This window comes from Candidatus Pantoea rara, from assembly GCF_051136265.1.
Lineage (GTDB): Bacteria > Pseudomonadota > Gammaproteobacteria > Enterobacterales > Enterobacteriaceae > Pantoea > Pantoea rara.
On sequence record NZ_CP194942.1, the window covers coordinates 1,034,053 to 1,052,030 of the forward strand.

Genomic DNA, 17,978 nt, shown 5'->3' on the forward strand with positions numbered 1-17,978 from the left:
ACTAAACAAGAATGCGTCTGAGCATAAGCGCAATGGGGTGACCTGTGAAGTATTTTAAACACCAGTTGCCGCTATTCGTCAGATGATTTCTCAAAGTTACTTATAATCAGTGAGTTAAAATCGCGTCGTATCAGACCTGGTTTTTTATAGCAAACTTATTAAACCTAAAGGATTTAATGATGAAAAAGCTGTTGTCATAGGTTACTCTGCCTGCGATTTACGCGCCTTACACTAAACGAAAACGAACAACCTGTGTAATGTCCACTGGTGCGGTAAATATCAGGGCGAAAAGTGAACTTCGCACCACATCACAACTCTAAGCGCATGCTTGCTCAGAACATGAGATGTGCTGGCAGTTACTTTTGCATATGAAAAATTTGGGGAGACATTACCTCGGATGAGCGAGCAGTTAACGGATCAGGTCCTTGTCGAGCGGGTTCAGAAGGGAGATCAAAAAGCGTTCAACTTACTGGTAATTCGTTACCAGCATAAAGTGGCGAGTTTGGTTTCACGCTATGTCCCCTCAGGCGACGTCCCTGATGTAGTACAGGAATCATTTATTAAAGCGTATCGCGCACTGGACTCTTTCCGGGGCGATAGCGCGTTTTATACCTGGCTGTACCGCATTGCGGTAAATACAGCGAAAAATTACCTGGTTGCTCAGGGGCGCCGTCCGCCATCCAGCGATGTGGATGCGATTGACGCAGAAAATTTCGAAAGTGCGGGTGCATTAAAAGAAATTTCGAACCCTGAGAACTTAATGTTGTCTGATGAATTGAAACAAATTGTCTTTCGTACCATCGAGGCGCTACCCGAGGACTTGCGTATGGCAATCACCCTCAGGGAACTGGACGGTCTGAGTTATGAAGAGATCGCCGTCATTATGGATTGCCCGGTAGGCACTGTTCGATCACGTATCTTTCGTGCGCGAGAGGCCATTGATAACAAAGTTCAACCGCTTATCCAACGTTAGTGATAACGGCTACTGGAAGGGTACATAGGCATGCAGAAAGAAAAACTTTCCGCTTTAATGGATGGTGAGACCTTAGATAACGAGCTGTTTTCCGCCTTGTCTAAGGACGCAGAATTGCAGAAAAGCTGGGCGAGCTATCATCTCATCCGCGATACCCTGCGTGGTGATGTGGGTGATGTCCTGCACTTCGATATCTCTGCGCGCGTCGCTGCTGCCATCGAAAAAGAACCGCTTCGAACGGTTACCACGCTGATCCCTGAAGCTCAGCCAGAACCTTCCCGCTGGGAAAAAATGCCATTCTGGAAAAAAGCGCGCCCATGGGCTGCGCAACTGACTCAGGTGGGTGTGGCTGCCTGTGTTTCACTGGCAGTGATCGTGGGTGTTCAGCACTACAATCAGCCTGCGGGCAGCGCCACACAGACCTCTGATTCGCCGGTGTTCAATACCATGCCGATGATGGGGAAAGCCTCGCCAGTGAGCCTGGGCGTGCCGTCTGATGCTTTTGACACTAACAGCTCCAATCAGCAGGTTCAGGACCAGCGTCGTCGCGTAAATGCCATGCTGCAGGACTATGAACTGCAACGTCGCCTGCACGCTGACCAGCTGCAATTCGAAACCAACGCGCCAAAACAGGCGCAGGTTGATGTTCCCGGAAACCAGTCATTAGGACAGCAACAGCAGTAATGAAGCCGCTTTGGTATGCTGTTAGCCTGCTGACAGGCAGCCTGTTGTGGTCATCTGCCGCCCCGGCGCAAACCAGCGCGTCCGGGGCGCTATTGCAGCAGATGGAGCAGGCAAGTCAGAACCTCAATTACGAATTCGCCTATATCAACGTCTCGCGCATCGGCATCGAATCGCTGCGTTATCGTCACGCTGTGATTGATAACCGCATATTCGCGCAGCTGTTGCAGATGGACGGTCCACGTCGGGAAGTCATCCAGCGTGGTAACGATATCAGCTATTTCGAACCTGGCCTCGATCCTTTCTCACTTCCTGGCAATCACATTATCGATGCCTTGCCATCGGTGATTTTTGCTGACTTCACCAAGCTCGCCTCCGCCTACGATTTTATTACCGTTGGCCGGTCGCGTATCGCCGATCAGATGTGTGATGTATTGCGCATTGTTTCGCGCGATGGTACCCGTTACAGCTATGTGGTGTGGCTGGATGTAGACACCAGGTTACCGCTACGTATCGACCTGCTGGATCGTGACGGCGAGACGCTGGAGCAGTTCCGCGTCATTAGCTTTGCGGTAGATGAAGGGGTGCGTAACCTGATGCAGGGGCTGGAGAAAGCGAATCTACCACCATCGCTCTCCGTGCCGAAAGGGGATCCGGTCAAACTCGCCTGGCAGCCAGGCTGGATACCCGCCGGGATGTCGCTGGTGTCGCAGAACCGTCGTACGCTGCCGGGTCTGGACAAAAATATGGAGTCGAAGCTCTACAGCGATGGTCTGTTTAGTTTCGCAATCAACGTGACGCCAACCGATAAAACCAGTACAACGCAGACATTGCGCACTGGACGTCGTACGGTTCAGACCGTTGTACGTAATAATAACGAAATTGCGGTGATTGGCGAGTTACCGCCGGCAACCGCAAAACGTATTGCGGATAGCATCGACCTGGGGTCACAAAAATGATGAGAGAATGGGCCACCGTGGTGGCATGGCAGAATGGCATCGCGACACTGCACACTGAAGCAAAAACGTCCTGCAATAGCTGCCAGGCGCGTAAAGGCTGCGGCAGCCATATGCTGAATAAACTCGGTCCGAAGAATGCTCATGTGATGCAGATCGCCAGCAGCAAGCCACTGCAACCGGGACAGCGTATCGAATTAGGCATTAAAGAGAGCAGCCTGCTCGGTTCTGCGCTGCTGGTCTACATGACCCCGCTGTTTGGCCTGTTCGTAGTTGCCGGCCTGTTTCAGGCGCTGTTCAACAGTGATTTAGCTGCGGCCTGCGGTGCGCTGCTGGGCGGCATTGGCGGCTTTATTGTCGCTAAAGGCGTTTCAATGAAATTCGGCGATCGCGAAGCTTTTCAACCGGTCATTCTGAACATTGCTTTGCCCCCTGATGCGCTGCGTGTTGAAAGCGAAGCGTAACGTACGTCCAGGCCGCGCATCCCGCGGCCTTTGTCCATTCTGCCTTGCGCAGATATCTGTTTCGCTTCCACCACGTTCCATTCTTTTATGCGCGGCGTTAACAGTGTAATATGCGTCGTCATTAATGAGGCTGACAGGATTGTGGGTAAAGAGCGATCTTCCTGAATGTGTCTGTGCTCAGGTTTTCAACTGAATTTTAAGCGAAGATATCCCAATAAATGAAGCACATAAGAAATTTCTCCATCATCGCTCATATCGACCATGGTAAATCTACGCTCTCTGACCGTCTGATTCAGATCTGTGGCGGCCTCACCGCTCGTGAAATGGCTGCGCAGGTTCTCGACTCTATGGATCTGGAGCGCGAGCGTGGCATCACCATCAAAGCCCAGAGCGTGACACTCGATTACCACGCGAAAGACGGCCAAACTTACCAGCTCAATTTCATCGATACCCCAGGCCACGTAGACTTCTCTTACGAAGTTTCCCGCTCACTGGCCGCCTGTGAAGGTGCGCTGCTGGTGGTGGATGCCGGTCAGGGTGTTGAAGCGCAGACACTGGCGAACTGCTATACCGCGATGGAGATGGATCTGGAAGTGGTGCCGGTTCTGAACAAAATTGACCTGCCTGCAGCCGATCCCGATCGTGCCGCACAGGAAATTGAAGATATCGTCGGCATTGATGCAACGGATGCGGTGCGCTGTTCAGCCAAAACCGGCGTCGGCGTACCGGAAGTGCTGGAACGCTTAGTGCGTGACATACCGCCGCCGGAAGGCGATCCGGAAGGCCCGCTGCAGGCGCTGATTATCGACTCCTGGTTTGATAACTACCTGGGCGTTGTCTCTCTGGTACGTGTGAAAAACGGCACCATGCGCAAAGGCGACAAGATTAAAGTCCTGAGCACCGGCCAGATTTATAACGCCGACCGTCTGGGTATTTTCACCCCGAAACGTGTCGACCGTAATGAACTGAACTGCGGTGAAGTGGGCTGGCTGGTCTGCGCCATCAAAGATATCCTCGGCGCACCGGTAGGCGATACGCTGACAACCGCACGTAATCCGGCAGACAAAGCGCTGCCAGGCTTCAAAAAAGTGAAGCCGCAGGTTTACGCTGGTCTGTTCCCAATCAGCTCTGACGACTATGAAGCGTTCCGTGATGCGCTCGGCAAGCTGAGCCTGAACGATGCCTCGCTGTTCTATGAGCCAGAAAGCTCAACGGCGCTGGGCTTTGGTTTCCGCTGCGGCTTCCTCGGCCTGCTACACATGGAGATCATCCAGGAGCGTCTTGAGCGCGAATACGATCTCGACCTGATCACCACCGCACCCACGGTAGTGTATGAAGTCGTAACCACCAGCGGCGATATCGTTCATGTCGACAGCCCATCCAAGCTGCCCGCGCTGAACAATATTGAAGAGCTGCGTGAACCGATTGCGGAGTGTCACATGCTGCTGCCGCAGGAGTATCTGGGCAATGTGATCACGCTGTGTATTGAGAAGCGTGGCGTGCAGACCAACATGGTTTACCACGGCAATCAGGTTGCACTGACTTACGAAATTCCGATGGCAGAAGTGGTACTCGACTTCTTTGACCGTCTGAAGTCAACCTCGCGTGGTTATGCCTCGCTGGATTACAACTTTAAACGTTTCCAGCCTTCAGACATGGTGCGCGTCGACGTCCTGATTAACTCTGAACGTGTGGATGCGCTGGCGCTGATTACCCACCGCGACAACGCGCCTTATCGCGGACGCGATCTGGTTGAGAAAATGAAAGAACTCATCCCGCGTCAGCAGTTCGATATTGCGATTCAGGCTGCCATCGGTAACCACATCATTGCGCGTTCAACGGTTAAACAGCTGCGTAAAAACGTTCTCGCCAAGTGTTATGGCGGTGACGTGAGCCGTAAAAAGAAACTGTTGCAGAAACAGAAAGATGGTAAGAAGCGTATGAAGCAGGTTGGTAACGTTGAGCTGCCACAGGAAGCGTTCCTCGCCATTCTGCATGTCGGTAAGGACAGCAAATAAGGATTTCCAATGGCTAATATGTTCGCCCTGATTCTGGCGATAGCGACGCTGATTACTGGCATCGTATGGGTAATTGATCGTTTTAAATGGGCACCTGCACGTCGCGCGAAACAGGCTGAAGTGCAGGCCCAGACCGGTAACTCGCTCGACAGCAAAACGCTGGCGAAGGTCGCGGCAAAGCCAGGCTGGATTGAGACCACCGCGTCTGTGTTCCCGGTGCTGGCTGTGGTTTTCATTGTGCGTTCGTTTATCTACGAACCCTTCCAGATTCCCTCTGGTTCGATGATGCCAACGCTGCTGATTGGTGATTTTATCCTGGTGGAGAAATTCGCTTACGGTATTAAAGATCCGATTACCCAGACGACGCTGATCCCAACGGGTCAGCCGAAGCGCGGCGACATCGCAGTATTTAAATACCCGAAAGATCCGAGCCTGGATTACATTAAGCGCGTTATTGGCCTGCCAGGCGACAAAGTCATCTATGATCCTTACAGCAAAACGCTGACGGTGAAGCCGACCTGTAGTGGCGATAAAGCCTGTGACACAGCGTTAGCGGTGACGTATACCGACGTTGAGCCAAGTAACTTTATTCAGACTTTTAGCGGCTTTGATGGCAACGAAACGGGCAACGGTTTCTATCAGGTGCCGCAGGGCGATACCATGCGTGGTGGTCTGCGCCTGGCCACCCGTAAAGAGACAATCGGTAACGTGACGCATGACATTCTGCTGGTAAATGAAGCGCAGAGCCAGGCAGGTATGTATTATCAGCAGCCGGGTCAGCCGCAGTCGAGCTGGGTCGTGCCGCAAGGGCAATACTTCATGATGGGCGACAACCGTGATAACAGCGCAGACAGCCGCTACTGGGGCTTTGTCCCGGAGCGTAACCTGGTCGGTAAAGCGGTCGCTATCTGGATGAGCTTTGAAAAACAAGAAGGCCAGTGGCCAACCGGCGTGCGATTCAGTCGCATCGGCGGTATCCACTAACAACATTGTCTGATTAGCAGGCAATTCGGGTGGCCTCCTCAGGGAGGCCACTGCACACCAAACGGAACGTGTTGGATTACCAGCCCCGTTTGGTATGCAGAGTCACAGACGCAACAAAGAACTGGAATCGCATGAATCCCATCCTGATTAACAAGCTTCAGCGCAAACTGGGCTACACTTTTACTCATTCGGAACTGTTACAGCAGGCCCTGACTCACCGCAGCGCCAGCAGTAAACACAACGAACGCCTGGAATTCCTGGGCGATTCAATTCTTAGCTATGTGATTGCGAATGCCCTTTATCACCGCTTCCCGCGGGTGGATGAAGGTGACATGAGCCGCATGCGCGCCACGCTGGTGCGCGGCAATACGCTGGCTGAAATGGCTCGCGAATTTGATATTGGCGAGTGCCTGCGCCTGGGGCCAGGCGAGCTGAAAAGCGGCGGTTTCCGTCGTGAATCTATTCTTGCAGATACGGTGGAGGCGCTCATTGGCGGAATCTTCCTCGACAGCGGTATTGAGCGGGTAGAGCAGCTGATCCTCGACTGGTATCAGAGCCGTCTGGACGAAATCAGTCCTGGCGACAAACAAAAAGATCCGAAAACGCGCCTGCAGGAGTATCTGCAGGGACGTCATCTGCCGCTGCCAAGTTATCTGGTAGTCCAGGTGCGTGGCGAAGCCCACGATCAGGAATTCACCATTCACTGTCAGGTGAGTGGCATGGCCGAGCCGGTCGTCGGCGTCGGCTCCAGCCGTCGTAAAGCCGAGCAGGCAGCGGCTGAACAGGCACTGATAAAATTAGGTCTCGAATAGGTTTGTCGGGGTGACAGGTGCCTGAACTGGCGCTGAATCCATTACCCTCTGACAGTTCTATCACGGCGTCAGAAGACGCTGAATGACATATGACTCAAATAGCACTCTTTCGGCGCCGCATCCGGCGCTGAACAATTCAGGACTCGAATGAGCGAAAACGTTACTTATTGCGGCTTTGTCGCGATTGTTGGCCGACCAAACGTCGGTAAATCCACCTTACTGAACCAGTTGCTGGGGCAGAAGGTGTCGATCACCTCGCGTAAGCCGCAAACCACGCGCCACCGCATCATGGGCATTCACACCGAGGGCGAATATCAGGCGATTTACGTCGATACCCCGGGCCTGCACATGGAAGAGAAGCGCGCGATTAACCGTCTGATGAACCGTGCAGCCAGCAGTTCGATTGGCGATGTAGAACTGGTGATCTTCGTGGTTGAAGGCACCCGCTGGACGCCAGATGATGAGATGGTGTTGGGCAAACTGCGCGAAAACAAAGTGCCGGTCGTGCTGGCGATCAATAAGGTCGACAACATTCAGGATAAAAGCATTTTGCTGCCGCATCTGCAATTCCTGAGCCAGCAGATGAACTTCCTCGATATCGTGCCTATCTCTGCTGAGAGCGGCAAAAACGTCGATACCATTGCGGCCATTACCCGCAAGCATCTGCCACAGGCTGATCATCACTTCCCGGAAGATTACATCACTGACCGTTCACAGCGTTTCATGGCATCAGAGATGATCCGTGAAAAACTGATGCGCTTTCTGGGTGCTGAACTGCCTTACTCCGTCACGGTTGAAATCGAGCGATTCGTCACCAACGAACGCGGCGGTTACGACATCCATGGTCTGATCCTGGTTGAGCGTGAAGGGCAGAAGAAGATGGTAATTGGCAACAAAGGCGCCAAAATCAAAGTCATCGGAACAGAAGCGCGCAGGGACATGGAAGAGATGTTCGAAGCGAAAGTGCATCTCGAACTGTGGGTGAAAGTGAAATCCGGCTGGGCAGATGACGAACGTGCTCTGCGCAGCCTGGGTTATACAGACGATCTCTGATTCAATGGAAGGCTGGCAACGCGCCTTTGTGCTGCATAGTCGTCCCTTCAGCGAAACCAGTCTGCTGCTCGACCTGTTCAGCGAAAATGAAGGGCGGGTGCGGGTACTGGCTAAGGGCGCACGTTCCCGGCGCTCACATCTGAAAGGCGCGTTACAACCTTTTACCCCGCTCCTGGTTCGCTGGAGCGGGCGAGGGGAAGTCAAAACCCTGCGCAATGCCGAAGCGGTGTCGCTGGCTTTACCGCTCAGCGGCATCACGCTTTACTGCGGTCTCTACGTCAATGAGCTGGTCTCGCGCGTATTGCAGCAGGAATCTCCCTTCCCGGAACTCTTCTTCGACTATCTCAACTGTCTTCAGGCATTAGCCTCAACGCACGGCAAGCCCGAACCGGCACTGCGACGCTTTGAACTGGCACTGCTCGGTCACCTCGGATATGGCGTCGACTTCCTGCACTGCGCGGGCAGCGGCGAGCCGGTCAGCGATGACATGACGTATAGCTATCGTGAAGAGCGTGGCTTTATCGCCAGTCTGGTGGTTAACAATCGCAGCTTTACCGGCCGCGAGTTGCAGGCCCTGTGCGAGCGAGAGTTTCCCGATGCCGATACCCTGCGCGCCGCGAAGCGCTTTACGCGCATCGCCCTGAAACCCTATCTTGGCGGTAAGCCGCTGAAAAGCCAGGAGCTGTTCCGCCAGTTTATCCCGAAGAAAAAGCCCGAACAGTCAGAAGAATAGCGCGGGTCGTACCGCCTGGTTAAATAAGCGCGGTACACTCAACATCACGATGGAAAAGAAGTGAGGATGGTCATGGCTGAGTTGCTGTTAGGCGTCAATATCGATCACATTGCCACGGTGCGTAACGCGCGTGGGACAAACTATCCCGATCCGGTGCAGGCGGCGTTTATCGCCGAACAGGCGGGCGCAGACGGCATTACCGTGCACCTGCGTGAAGATCGCCGTCACATCACCGATCGTGACGTGCGTATTTTGCGTGACACTATCCAGACGCGCATGAATCTGGAGATGGCGGTCACCGATGAGATGATCGGCATCGCCTGTGATATCCAGCCCCATTTCTGCTGCCTGGTGCCGGAAAAGCGTCAGGAAGTCACCACTGAAGGCGGACTGGATGTGGCGGGACAGCAGGAGAAGATGAATGCGGCCGTACAACTGCTGAAAGATGCAGGCATTCTGGTTTCGCTGTTTATCGATGCCGATCACCGCCAGATCGAAGCGGCCGTTGCTACCGGTGCGCCTTACATCGAAATTCACACCGGCGCTTATGCCGAAGCACCTGAGGGACTGGCGCGTGACGCTGAGCTGGCACGCATCCGTCACGCTGCGACATTCGCCGCCAGTCTGGGGCTGAAGGTCAACGCCGGTCACGGTCTGACCTACCATAACGTGTTACCGATTGCGGCGCTGCCGGAAATGCATGAGCTGAATATCGGCCATGCGATTATCGGTCGTGCGGTGATGAATGGGCTGCCGGATGCAGTCAAAGAGATGAAACAGCTACTGCGTGAAGCCCGCCGCTGATGGCTATTCTCGGACTGGGTACAGACATTGTTGAGATTGAACGCATCGCCGGGGTGATAGAGCGCTCTGGCGACCGGCTGGCGCGTCGGGTGCTGAGCGAAGCTGAATGGCAGCAGTATCAGACGCACAAACAGCCGGTGCGCTTTCTCTCCAAACGCTTTGCGGTCAAAGAGGCGGCAGCCAAAGCCTTTGGCACCGGTATTCGTGGGGGGCTGGCGTTTAATCAGTTTGAAGTTTACAACGATGCGCTGGGAAAACCGGAGTTACGCTTCTTTCAGCATGCTGCTGACGTGGCGGAGAGGCTGGGCGTTAAGCACGTTCACGTCACCCTGGCCGATGAACGTCACTACGCCTGCGCCACGGTGATCATTGAAAGCTAGCCGTGCAGCAGTACAAACTTTTCCCACAGCGCATCGCGTGATTCGGTGTGCTGTGGGTCAATGATAATGGTGTTGTCGATGGGGCAGACCTGCTGGCAGGTGGGTACCTCATAATGTCCGACGCATTCCGTACAGCGGCTGACATCTATCTCATAGATCGCATCGCCCAGCGAAATCGCCTGGTTCGGGCACTCCGGTTCACACATATCGCAGTTAATGCATCTGGACGTAATCAACAGCGCCATTTTACCCACCTGATAACAACAGAAAAAGCGCGGGTATTATACGCACTGCTGCTGATCAGACCAGCTTTTTCACCAGCGCTTCGCTGTGACGAATATGGCTTGACGCGCGCTCCGGATCGTTTTGCACCAGCGCCATAAACAGCAGATCGGTCAGTGCCAGCTGCGCCGTGGTCGAGGAGATCGCCGCGCTGCGGGTACTCTGTTCTTCCGCCACCGTATAGAGACAGTAACTGGCGCTCTGCTGCAGGGTATTCGGCGTAAAGCCGGTAAACGCCACCACATCCGCGCCCACCTGAACCGCTTCCTGCGCCGCCAGATTGATCTCTCGCCGTTCACCCGTGTAAGAGATGGCAAGCAGCACATCGCCTGGCCCCATCGCCTGTACGCTGGCCAGCAGGGCGTGCATATCCTGTTCCGCTACCGCATTAATGCCAATCTTCATCAGCTTCCAGGAGAAGTCCTTGGCCACCAGGCCCGATGCGCCGATGCCCACCAGTAAAATGCGTCGGGCATTTTTCAGCAGCTGTAACACGTCATTGAGCTTTTCTTCGCTATTAATATCCAGCGTGGCGCGAATTGCTGAGAGCTTTTCTGTCAGCAACTTTTCACCCACCATTTTAAGCGGGTCGTCGCTGAGAATATGGTTGTGCACAGTAATGGCATCCTTGTCCGCCAGTGACTCACTCAGGGCCAGCTTAAGCGCCGGAAAGCCTTTGTATCCCAGCTTCTGAGCAAACTTCACCACGCTCGACTGGCTAACGCCGGATTCTTCCGCGAGTTTCTGTGAACTCAGGTGACGCGCCCGATCGGGTTGCGACAGTAAAAAATCCGCCAGCCGACGCTCGTTCAATGCCAGACGTGGATAAAGCTGGCGAATGCGCAGCAATGAACTCATGCCCAATCCTCGTAATTCAGGGATAATCAGTGAAGAATAAACTATTCATCTGGCATTGTAGTCATCGGAATTAAAAATGACAGTCATCGCCGTACCGCCTGATGATAGCTACACTACTCTTTATCATCCCGGAATCAGCCGTAAAGGAGAGTTGTTTGACCAGGGGAACACAACGTCGCATCGTATTTTTTGACCTGGATGGCACTTTGCATCAGCAGGACATGTTCGGCACATTTATGCGCTATCTGCTGCGTCGCCGGCCACTGAACCTGCTGCTGGTGGTGCCATTATTGCCGGTGGTGGGCATTGGCCTGCTGTTTAAAGGCCGCGCGGCACGCTGGCCCATGAGCCTGCTGCTCTGGTCAATCACCTTTGGCCGCTCTGAGCGGACATTACTGCGCCTCGAAGCGGAGTTTGCGCAATGGTTTCGCCTGCGCGTCAAAGCATTCCCGGTGGTGCAGCAGCGCCTGACAGAGTATCTCAGCAGTGATGATGCTGACGTCTGGCTGATCACCGGATCGCCACAGTCGCTGGTGGAGCAGGTCTATTACGACTCCGCGTTTCTGCCACGCGTGAAGATGATTGCGAGCCAGATGCAGCGCGGCTGGGGTGGGCGAGTGCTGGCGATGCGCTGTCTTGGCCATGAGAAAGTGGCGCAACTGGAAGAGAAAATCGGCACGCCGCTTCAGCTCTACAGCGGCTACAGCGATAGCAAACAGGATAACCCGCTGCTGTTTTTCTGTCAGCATCGCTGGCGCGTGACCCCGGCGGGTGAGCTGCAGCAGCTGGAATAAGTTTCTAAAGGATCAATGAGACCGCTATAATGCGCCGCTTTTCTGTCGCCCGGAGTGGTCAGCGTGAAACAACAAGATGAATACTGGATGCGCCATGCGCTTGGCCTGGCGCGGCGGGCCTGGGAGCAGGGCGAAGTCCCGGTCGGTGCGGTACTGGTTCAGGACGACCGGGTGATTGGTGAAGGCTGGAACCGGCCCATCGGCCAGCACGACCCGACGGCGCATGCTGAGATGATGGCTCTGCGCCAGGGCGGTAAAGTGCTGGAAAATTATCGTCTGCTGGATACCACGCTTTACGTAACGCTTGAGCCGTGTGTCATGTGCGCCGGCGCCATGGTTCACAGCCGCATTACGCGACTTGTGTATGGTGCACACGATAGTAAAAGTGGGGCGGCGGGATCGCTGCTGGATGTACTGGGTCATCCCGGCATGAATCATCAGGTTGAGCTGCACAGCGGCGTGCTTGCTGAGGAGTGTGCCGCCATGCTGAGTGATTTCTTCCGTATGCGTCGTGAGCAGAAAAAAGCGCTGCGGCAGGCGCAGCGCCGCGATTAGTTCATCGCAATCTTCGGTTCAACCGCCGGATAGCCCTTCGCCAGTTCAGCCTGGGCTTCTGCCTGCTGCGTCAGACGCTTCTCCTGCTCCTGCAGATAGCCTACCAGGCTTATCTGATACTTGCGGATATTCTCCACGTAATTATACGCTTCATGCCCACGGGCGTAGCCATACGTCGTCTGGGTATAGTATCGCTTCTGACTCAGCATCGGCAGACGTAGCTTCACATCGGCCCAGCTGTCCGGATTGCCGCCCTGGCGCGCCGTTAGCTTGCGGACGTCGAGCATATGCGCATAGCCCATGTTATAGGCCGCCAGTGCAAACCATATGCGCTCATCTTCCGGGATGGTCTGCGGCACCTTCGCCATCATATCCTGCAGATACTGACTGCCGCCGCGGATACTCTGTTCGGGATCGGTCCGGTCGCCCACATCCAGGCTATCAGCGGTATTACGCGTCAGCATCATCATGCCGCGCACGCCAGTAGGGGAGGTGGCCTGCGGATTCCAGTGCGACTCCTGATAGGAGATCGCCGCCAGCAGTCGCCAGTCAATGCTGGTGGCGTACTTCTCGAACAGCGGCTTAATGTCGGGCAGCGTATTGTCGATGGCGCGCAGGAAAGTGCGGGTATCGACATAGTCGAAGGTGCCGACGTGGCCAAGATATTTCTCCTCCAGCCGCGCCATTGCGCCTTCCTCACCCATCCCGTTAAAGAAGTCGAGCATTGCCGCATTCAGGCTGTCATCATCGCTGTGTCGCACATACCAGGTCACCGGCTCTTCATCCGTGACGTCGAACGCCACCGCCAGCTGCGGATAGATGCGTTGCAACAGGGCGATGGTTACAGAATCGCCAATTGTGTAGTCAAGCTTGCCAGCGGCCACCGCTTCCAGCAACGCTTTAGGACTCAGATCGGTGGAGATCGCCCAGTCCAGATCGGGGAACTGACTGGAACGCGCGCTCTTGAGCGTTGACAGATAAGCCGATCCCGATGCAACCGTCAGCCGCCCCTTTAAGTCACCGAGGTTTTTAGGGCGCGGCTTATCCACGCGATAGACCAGCTGCTGCGAAACGTTGTAGTAACCTGGCCCGGTCTGAAAGCGCGTCAGGCGTTCATTGTTATAGTTGAGGCCAGCAGCCAGCAAATCGGCTTTACCATCGTCAAGGTCATCAAACAGATCGCTCAGGTTAGGACGAACCGTCACCTCGAGTTTGACGCCCAGATAATCGGCGAAGCGTTTTGCCAGCTCATAATCCATACCGGCCGGTAACTTGTTCACTGTGTAGTAAGTCAATGGGGAGTTGATGGTACTGACACGCAGCACTCCCCGCGATTTAATCTGTGAAATCGTATCCTGCCCACCCCCATACCAGGGAATGGAGGGCCACAGCGCTAACGCTAACAGCACGGCAACCAGACCGATAAACAGATAATTAAATTTTAGGCGTTTCAAATAGTTATCTCTCGCTGGCTCTAAGGCCTCTGTCTTTTAAAGGCAGTATTTATCTTCTTTGAACTCCCAGAGCGAGGGGCATTTTGCGCAACTAAATCACGCTGAGCAACTTTTATAGCAGCTTTTGCGCAAAATTCAGGCAAATCCGGGTCGCCAAAAATTGTGCGCAAACGGTTTCGTCGCGAGGTCGCTTTCTCTATAATACGCCCCGTTTTCCCTGTTGCGCCCAATTTGCGTCGCCCGGCGCCCTGACGAGAGACTTATTAATGGAAATTCTGCGTGGTTCGCCCGCCCTGTCGGCATTTCGTGTAAACAAACTGCTGACCCGCTTTCAGGACGCTCATCTGCCGGTGAGTGATATTTACGCTGAGTACATCCATTTTGCTGATGTCAGCGCGCCCTTAAGCGCTGACGAACAGAGCCGTCTGCAACGCCTGCTGAAATATGGTCCCTCTCTCGCTGAACATGCCCCACAGGGTCGTCTGCTGCTGGTGACGCCGCGTCCTGGCACGATTTCGCCCTGGTCATCCAAAGCAACCGACATCGCCCACAACTGCGGCCTGCCACAGGTGCGTCGTCTGGAACGTGGTCTGGCTTTCTATGTACAGGCTCCCCAGCTGACCGAAGCACAGTGGCAAACGCTGGGCACGCTGCTGCACGATCGGATGATGGAAACGGTTTTCAGCGATCTGGCGCAGGCTGAGCAGCTGTTCGCGCACCACACGCCGCAGCCGGTCAAAAGTGTCGATCTGCTGGGTGAGGGCCGTCAGGCGCTGGTTCAGGCCAATATCTCCCTGGGCCTGGCGCTGGCAGATGATGAAATTGACTACCTGGTGGCGGCGTTTACCGCACTGGGCCGTAACCCCAACGACATTGAACTCTATATGTTTGCGCAGGCGAACTCTGAGCACTGTCGTCACAAGATTTTCAACGCCGACTGGATTATCGACGGCGAGAAACAGCCGAAGTCGCTGTTTAAGATGATTAAAAATACGATGGAGCAGACGCCGGACTTCGTGCTGTCTGCTTATAAAGATAACGCTGCCGTAATGGAAGGTTCAGAGGTTGGTCGCTTCTTTGCTGACGCCGGAGAGAGCGAATACCGCTGGCATCAGGAAGCGGCGCATATCCTGATGAAGGTGGAAACCCACAACCACCCAACGGCGATCTCGCCGTGGCCGGGTGCTGCGACCGGTTCCGGTGGTGAAATTCGTGATGAAGGCGCAACCGGACGTGGCTCTAAACCAAAAGCGGGCCTGGTCGGTTTCTCGGTCTCAAACCTGCGTATCCCGGGCTTTGAACAGCCGTGGGAAGAGGACTTCGGCAAACCAGCCCGCATCGTCAGCGCGCTGGAGATCATGACCGACGGCCCTTTGGGCGGCGCTGCCTTTAACAATGAATTTGGTCGTCCCGCACTGAACGGCTACTTCCGTACTTATGAAGAGCAGGTTACCAGCCACAACGGCACCGAGCTGCGCGGCTACCACAAGCCGATCATGCTGGCGGGCGGCATCGGTAACATCCGTGCCGACCACGTGCAGAAAGGCGAAATCACCGTGGGCGCGAAGCTGGTGGTGCTGGGTGGTCCGGCCATGAACATCGGTCTGGGCGGCGGTGCGGCTTCATCCATGGCCTCGGGCCAGTCAGATGCCGATCTCGACTTCGCCTCGGTACAGCGTGATAACCCGGAGATGGAACGCCGTTGCCAGGAAGTCATTGACCGCTGCTGGCAGTTGGGTGATGAGAACCCGATTCTGTTTATCCATGACGTGGGCGCAGGCGGCCTCTCCAATGCCATGCCGGAGCTGGTCAGCGATGGCGGCCGTGGCGGCCGGTTTAACCTGCGTGACATCCTGAGTGATGAGCCAGGCATGAGCCCGCTGGAAGTCTGGTGTAACGAATCACAGGAACGTTATGTGATGGCTGTTGCACCCGATCAGCTGGCGCAGTTTGAGGCAATTTGCCAGCGCGAACGCGCACCGTTTGCGGTCATTGGTGAAGCGACCGAAGAGCTGCACCTGAGCCTGGAAGACAGCCATTTCGATAATAAGCCGATCGATATGCCGCTGGATGTGCTGCTGGGCAAAACGCCGAAGATGACGCGGGATGTGGTGACGCAGCAGGCGCAGGGCACCGAACTGCAGCGCGACGGCATTACGCTGGTCGACGCGGTGAATCGTGTGATGCACTTGCCTGCCGTGGCGGAAAAAACCTTCCTGATTACCATCGGTGACCGCAGCGTGACCGGCATGGTGGCGCGCGACCAGATGGTCGGGCCGTGGCAGATCCCGGTGGCCAACTGTGCGGTGACGACTGCCAGCCTCGACAGCTACCACGGTGAAGCCTTTGCCCTGGGCGAACGTTCACCCGTTGCGTTGCTGGATTTCGCAGCGTCGGGTCGTCTGGCTGTAGGTGAAGCACTGACCAACCTGGCCGCCACGCAGATTGGTTCGCTGAAGCGCGTGAAGCTCTCCGCTAACTGGATGTCTGCAGCCGGTCATCCGGGTGAAGATGCCGGTTTATATGCGGCGGTAAAAGCGGTCGGTGAAGAGCTTTGCCCGGCGCTGGGGATCACCATCCCGGTTGGTAAAGATTCGATGTCGATGAAAACCCGCTGGCAGGAAGGCACTGAACAACGCGAGATGACCTCGCCGCTGTCGCTGGTGATTACCGCCTTTGCCCGCGTTGAAGATGTGCGTCGCACCGTCACGCCACAGCTGCAGGCCGATCAGGATAACCTGCTGCTGCTGATCGATCTGGGCAACGGCGCAAATACGCTGGGCGCAACTGCGCTGTCGCAGGTCTATCGCCAGCTCGGCGACAAGCCTGCTGACGTACGTGATGCTACGCAGCTTGCGGGCTTCTTCAATGCGATTCAGGCGCTGGTGGCTGAGCAGAAACTGCTGGCCTACCACGACCGCTCCGACGGCGGTCTGCTGGTGACGCTGGCCGAGATGGCCTTTGCCGGTCACTGCGGCATTGACGTTGATATTGCTTCACTGGGTAACGATGCGCTGGCCGCCCTGTTTACCGAAGAGCTGGGTGCGGTAATTCAGATCAACACCGCCGATCGCGGCGCAGTAGAGCAGATCCTGGCGGATCATGGCCTGGCCGCCTCAACGCATCTGCTGGGCAGCGCGCAGCCGGGCGATCGCTTTGTGATCCGTTCCGGTGACAGCGCAGTTTACAGTGAAAGCCGCAACACGCTGCGCACCTGGTGGGCAGAAACCACCTGGCAGATGCAGCGCCTGCGCGACAACCCGGCGTGTGCCGATCAGGAGCATGAAGCGAAGAAAAATGACAGCGATCCTGGCCTGAACGTTAATCTGACCTTTAATCCGCAGGAAGATGTGGCGGCGCCGATGATCGCGACTGGCGCACGTCCACGCGTCGCCGTGCTGCGTGAGCAGGGCGTCAACTCGCATGTGGAGATGGCTGCCGCCTTTGATCGGGCCGGTTTCACCGCCATTGACGTTCACATGAGCGATTTGCTCGCCGGACGGCGCGGTCTGGAAGAGTTCCAGGCGCTGGTCGCCTGTGGCGGCTTCTCTTACGGTGATGTGCTGGGTGCCGGTGAAGGCTGGGCGAAATCGATCCTGTTCAACCCGCGCGTGCGTGATGAGTTCGAAACCTTCTTCCACCGTCCGCAAACTCTGGCGCTGGGCGTCTGCAACGGTTGCCAGATGATGTCGAATCTGCGTGAACTGATCCCAGGCAGCGATCTCTGGCCGCGCTTTGTGCGTAACCAGTCTGAACGCTTTGAAGCGCGCTTCAGCCTGGTCGAAGTGGCCGCCAGTCCCTCACTGCTGCTGGACGGGATGGCTGGTTCGCATATGCCTATCGCGGTTTCACACGGTGAAGGCTTTGTTGAAGTGCGTGATGCGACGCATCTGGCGGCGCTGGAGTCGAAAGGGCTGGTGGCACTGCGCTTTGTCGATAACTTCGGCAAGGTGACAGAAACCTATCCGGCTAACCCGAATGGTTCTCCTAACGGCATTACCGCCGTGACCAACGAAAGTGGTCGCGTCACCATCATGATGCCGCATCCGGAGCGTGTGTTCCGCACCATCAGCAACTCCTGGCACCCGGCAGAGTGGGGCGAAGACAGCCCGTGGATGCGTATTTTCCGCAATGCGCGCAGACAGCTGGGTTAATTTATTCCGCTGAATGGAACAGG

At 55.6% G+C, this 17,978-nt stretch carries 17 protein-coding genes; 14 read left to right on the top strand and 3 right to left on the bottom strand.

The window, feature by feature from the left end; genetic code table 11:
* The first annotated feature begins 397 nt into the window (after positions 1 to 397).
* The 11 genes from rpoE (at position 398) to acpS (ending at position 9,858) form a co-directional block, all read left to right on the top strand.
* Positions 398 to 973 (top strand): RNA polymerase sigma factor RpoE, encoded by a 576-nt coding sequence (gene rpoE, locus ACR8BF_RS05065; RefSeq protein ID WP_013358764.1) that lies wholly within the window; start codon positions 398 to 400, stop codon positions 971 to 973.
* Positions 974 to 1,003: 30 nt separating this feature from the next.
* Positions 1,004 to 1,657, top strand: a complete 654-nt coding sequence (gene rseA / locus ACR8BF_RS05070) for an anti-sigma-E factor RseA (RefSeq protein WP_292991417.1) — start codon at positions 1,004 to 1,006, stop codon at positions 1,655 to 1,657.
* On the top strand, positions 1,657 to 2,613 hold the full coding sequence (gene rseB, locus ACR8BF_RS05075; protein ID WP_179895014.1) for a sigma-E factor regulatory protein RseB: 957 nt from the start codon (positions 1,657 to 1,659) through the stop codon (positions 2,611 to 2,613). Before rseA ends, rseB begins: the two co-directional genes overlap by 1 nt.
* Entirely contained in the window at positions 2,610 to 3,074 is a 465-nt protein-coding gene (rseC, locus tag ACR8BF_RS05080; RefSeq protein ID WP_434745650.1) for a SoxR-reducing system protein RseC, read from the top strand. The genes rseB and rseC overlap by 4 nt, the downstream gene beginning before the upstream one ends.
* A gap of 218 nt (positions 3,075 to 3,292) precedes the next feature.
* The gene (lepA, locus tag ACR8BF_RS05085) at positions 3,293 to 5,092 is read left to right on the top strand and encodes a translation elongation factor 4 (RefSeq protein WP_179895016.1); all 1,800 of its coding nucleotides are present in this window, start codon (positions 3,293 to 3,295) and stop codon (positions 5,090 to 5,092) included.
* A gap of 9 nt (positions 5,093 to 5,101) precedes the next feature.
* A complete protein-coding gene (lepB, locus tag ACR8BF_RS05090; RefSeq protein WP_434745651.1) occupies positions 5,102 to 6,076 on the top strand; it encodes a signal peptidase I in 975 nt (324 codons plus the stop codon).
* Between the two features lie 131 nt (positions 6,077 to 6,207).
* Positions 6,208 to 6,888, top strand: coding sequence for a ribonuclease III (rnc, locus tag ACR8BF_RS05095; RefSeq protein WP_090958580.1), 681 nt, complete (start codon positions 6,208 to 6,210; stop codon positions 6,886 to 6,888).
* A gap of 147 nt (positions 6,889 to 7,035) precedes the next feature.
* Positions 7,036 to 7,941, top strand: coding sequence for a GTPase Era (gene era / locus ACR8BF_RS05100; RefSeq protein WP_434745652.1), 906 nt, complete (start codon positions 7,036 to 7,038; stop codon positions 7,939 to 7,941).
* Positions 7,942 to 7,945: 4 nt separating this feature from the next.
* On the top strand, positions 7,946 to 8,674 hold the full coding sequence (gene recO, locus ACR8BF_RS05105; RefSeq protein WP_179896997.1) for a DNA repair protein RecO: 729 nt from the start codon (positions 7,946 to 7,948) through the stop codon (positions 8,672 to 8,674).
* A gap of 72 nt (positions 8,675 to 8,746) precedes the next feature.
* Positions 8,747 to 9,478 carry a pyridoxine 5'-phosphate synthase gene (pdxJ, locus tag ACR8BF_RS05110; protein WP_292991436.1) on the top strand — a complete coding sequence of 244 codons (732 nt, stop codon included), beginning with the start codon at positions 8,747 to 8,749 and terminating at the stop codon, positions 9,476 to 9,478.
* The gene (acpS, locus tag ACR8BF_RS05115; RefSeq protein ID WP_179895019.1) at positions 9,478 to 9,858 is read left to right on the top strand and encodes a holo-ACP synthase; all 381 of its coding nucleotides are present in this window, start codon (positions 9,478 to 9,480) and stop codon (positions 9,856 to 9,858) included. The genes pdxJ and acpS overlap by 1 nt, the downstream gene beginning before the upstream one ends.
* Here acpS and ACR8BF_RS05120 read toward each other — a convergent pair.
* Both ACR8BF_RS05120 and ACR8BF_RS05125 read right to left on the bottom strand, forming a co-directional pair.
* Positions 9,855 to 10,103 (bottom strand): YfhL family 4Fe-4S dicluster ferredoxin, encoded by a 249-nt coding sequence (locus ACR8BF_RS05120; RefSeq protein ID WP_179895020.1) that lies wholly within the window; start codon positions 10,101 to 10,103, stop codon positions 9,855 to 9,857. The genes acpS and ACR8BF_RS05120 overlap by 4 nt on opposite strands.
* A gap of 55 nt (positions 10,104 to 10,158) precedes the next feature.
* The gene (locus ACR8BF_RS05125; protein ID WP_010257643.1) at positions 10,159 to 10,998 is read right to left on the bottom strand and encodes a MurR/RpiR family transcriptional regulator; all 840 of its coding nucleotides are present in this window, start codon (positions 10,996 to 10,998) and stop codon (positions 10,159 to 10,161) included.
* Between the two features lie 155 nt (positions 10,999 to 11,153).
* On the opposite strand from ACR8BF_RS05125, the gene yfhb reads away from it, so the two are divergent.
* Together yfhb and tadA are read left to right on the top strand one after the other, a co-directional pair.
* Positions 11,154 to 11,792 (top strand): phosphatidylglycerophosphatase C, encoded by a 639-nt coding sequence (gene yfhb / locus ACR8BF_RS05130; RefSeq protein ID WP_179895021.1) that lies wholly within the window; start codon positions 11,154 to 11,156, stop codon positions 11,790 to 11,792.
* 87 nt (positions 11,793 to 11,879) lie between these two features.
* Positions 11,880 to 12,347 carry a tRNA adenosine(34) deaminase TadA gene (tadA, locus tag ACR8BF_RS05135; protein ID WP_218928068.1) on the top strand — a complete coding sequence of 156 codons (468 nt, stop codon included), beginning with the start codon at positions 11,880 to 11,882 and terminating at the stop codon, positions 12,345 to 12,347.
* Here the strand turns inward: tadA and mltF are convergent.
* The gene (gene mltF, locus ACR8BF_RS05140; protein WP_179895023.1) at positions 12,344 to 13,801 is read right to left on the bottom strand and encodes a membrane-bound lytic murein transglycosylase MltF; all 1,458 of its coding nucleotides are present in this window, start codon (positions 13,799 to 13,801) and stop codon (positions 12,344 to 12,346) included. The genes tadA and mltF overlap by 4 nt on opposite strands.
* Before the next feature lie 266 nt (positions 13,802 to 14,067).
* Between mltF and purL the strand changes: the two genes are divergently transcribed.
* Positions 14,068 to 17,955: a phosphoribosylformylglycinamidine synthase gene (purL, locus tag ACR8BF_RS05145; protein ID WP_434745653.1), complete on the top strand. Its 3,888-nt coding sequence runs from the start codon at positions 14,068 to 14,070 to the stop codon at positions 17,953 to 17,955.
* Positions 17,956 to 17,978 lie beyond the last annotated feature (23 nt).

Bases quoted from the DNA above. Each gene is read 5' to 3' on its own strand.
- pdxJ (WP_292991436.1), top strand. From the start codon at position 8,747: ATGGCTGAGTTGCTGTTAGGCGTCAATATCGATCACATTGCCACGGTG.
- rseA (WP_292991417.1), top strand. From the start codon at position 1,004: ATGCAGAAAGAAAAACTTTCCGCTTTAATGGATGGTGAGACCTTAGAT.
- lepB (WP_434745651.1), top strand. From the start codon at position 5,102: ATGGCTAATATGTTCGCCCTGATTCTGGCGATAGCGACGCTGATTACT.
- rnc (WP_090958580.1), top strand. From the start codon at position 6,208: ATGAATCCCATCCTGATTAACAAGCTTCAGCGCAAACTGGGCTACACT.
- era (WP_434745652.1), top strand. From the start codon at position 7,036: ATGAGCGAAAACGTTACTTATTGCGGCTTTGTCGCGATTGTTGGCCGA.
- lepA (WP_179895016.1), top strand. From the start codon at position 3,293: ATGAAGCACATAAGAAATTTCTCCATCATCGCTCATATCGACCATGGT.
- recO (WP_179896997.1), top strand. From the start codon at position 7,946: ATGGAAGGCTGGCAACGCGCCTTTGTGCTGCATAGTCGTCCCTTCAGC.
- ACR8BF_RS05125 (WP_010257643.1), bottom strand. From the start codon at position 10,998: ATGAGTTCATTGCTGCGCATTCGCCAGCTTTATCCACGTCTGGCATTG.
- rseC (WP_434745650.1), top strand. From the start codon at position 2,610: ATGATGAGAGAATGGGCCACCGTGGTGGCATGGCAGAATGGCATCGCG.
- acpS (WP_179895019.1), top strand. From the start codon at position 9,478: ATGGCTATTCTCGGACTGGGTACAGACATTGTTGAGATTGAACGCATC.
- tadA (WP_218928068.1), top strand. From the start codon at position 11,880: ATGCGCCATGCGCTTGGCCTGGCGCGGCGGGCCTGGGAGCAGGGCGAA.
- purL (WP_434745653.1), top strand. From the start codon at position 14,068: ATGGAAATTCTGCGTGGTTCGCCCGCCCTGTCGGCATTTCGTGTAAAC.
- rseB (WP_179895014.1), top strand. From the start codon at position 1,657: ATGAAGCCGCTTTGGTATGCTGTTAGCCTGCTGACAGGCAGCCTGTTG.
- ACR8BF_RS05120 (WP_179895020.1), bottom strand. From the start codon at position 10,103: ATGGCGCTGTTGATTACGTCCAGATGCATTAACTGCGATATGTGTGAA.
- rpoE (WP_013358764.1), top strand. From the start codon at position 398: ATGAGCGAGCAGTTAACGGATCAGGTCCTTGTCGAGCGGGTTCAGAAG.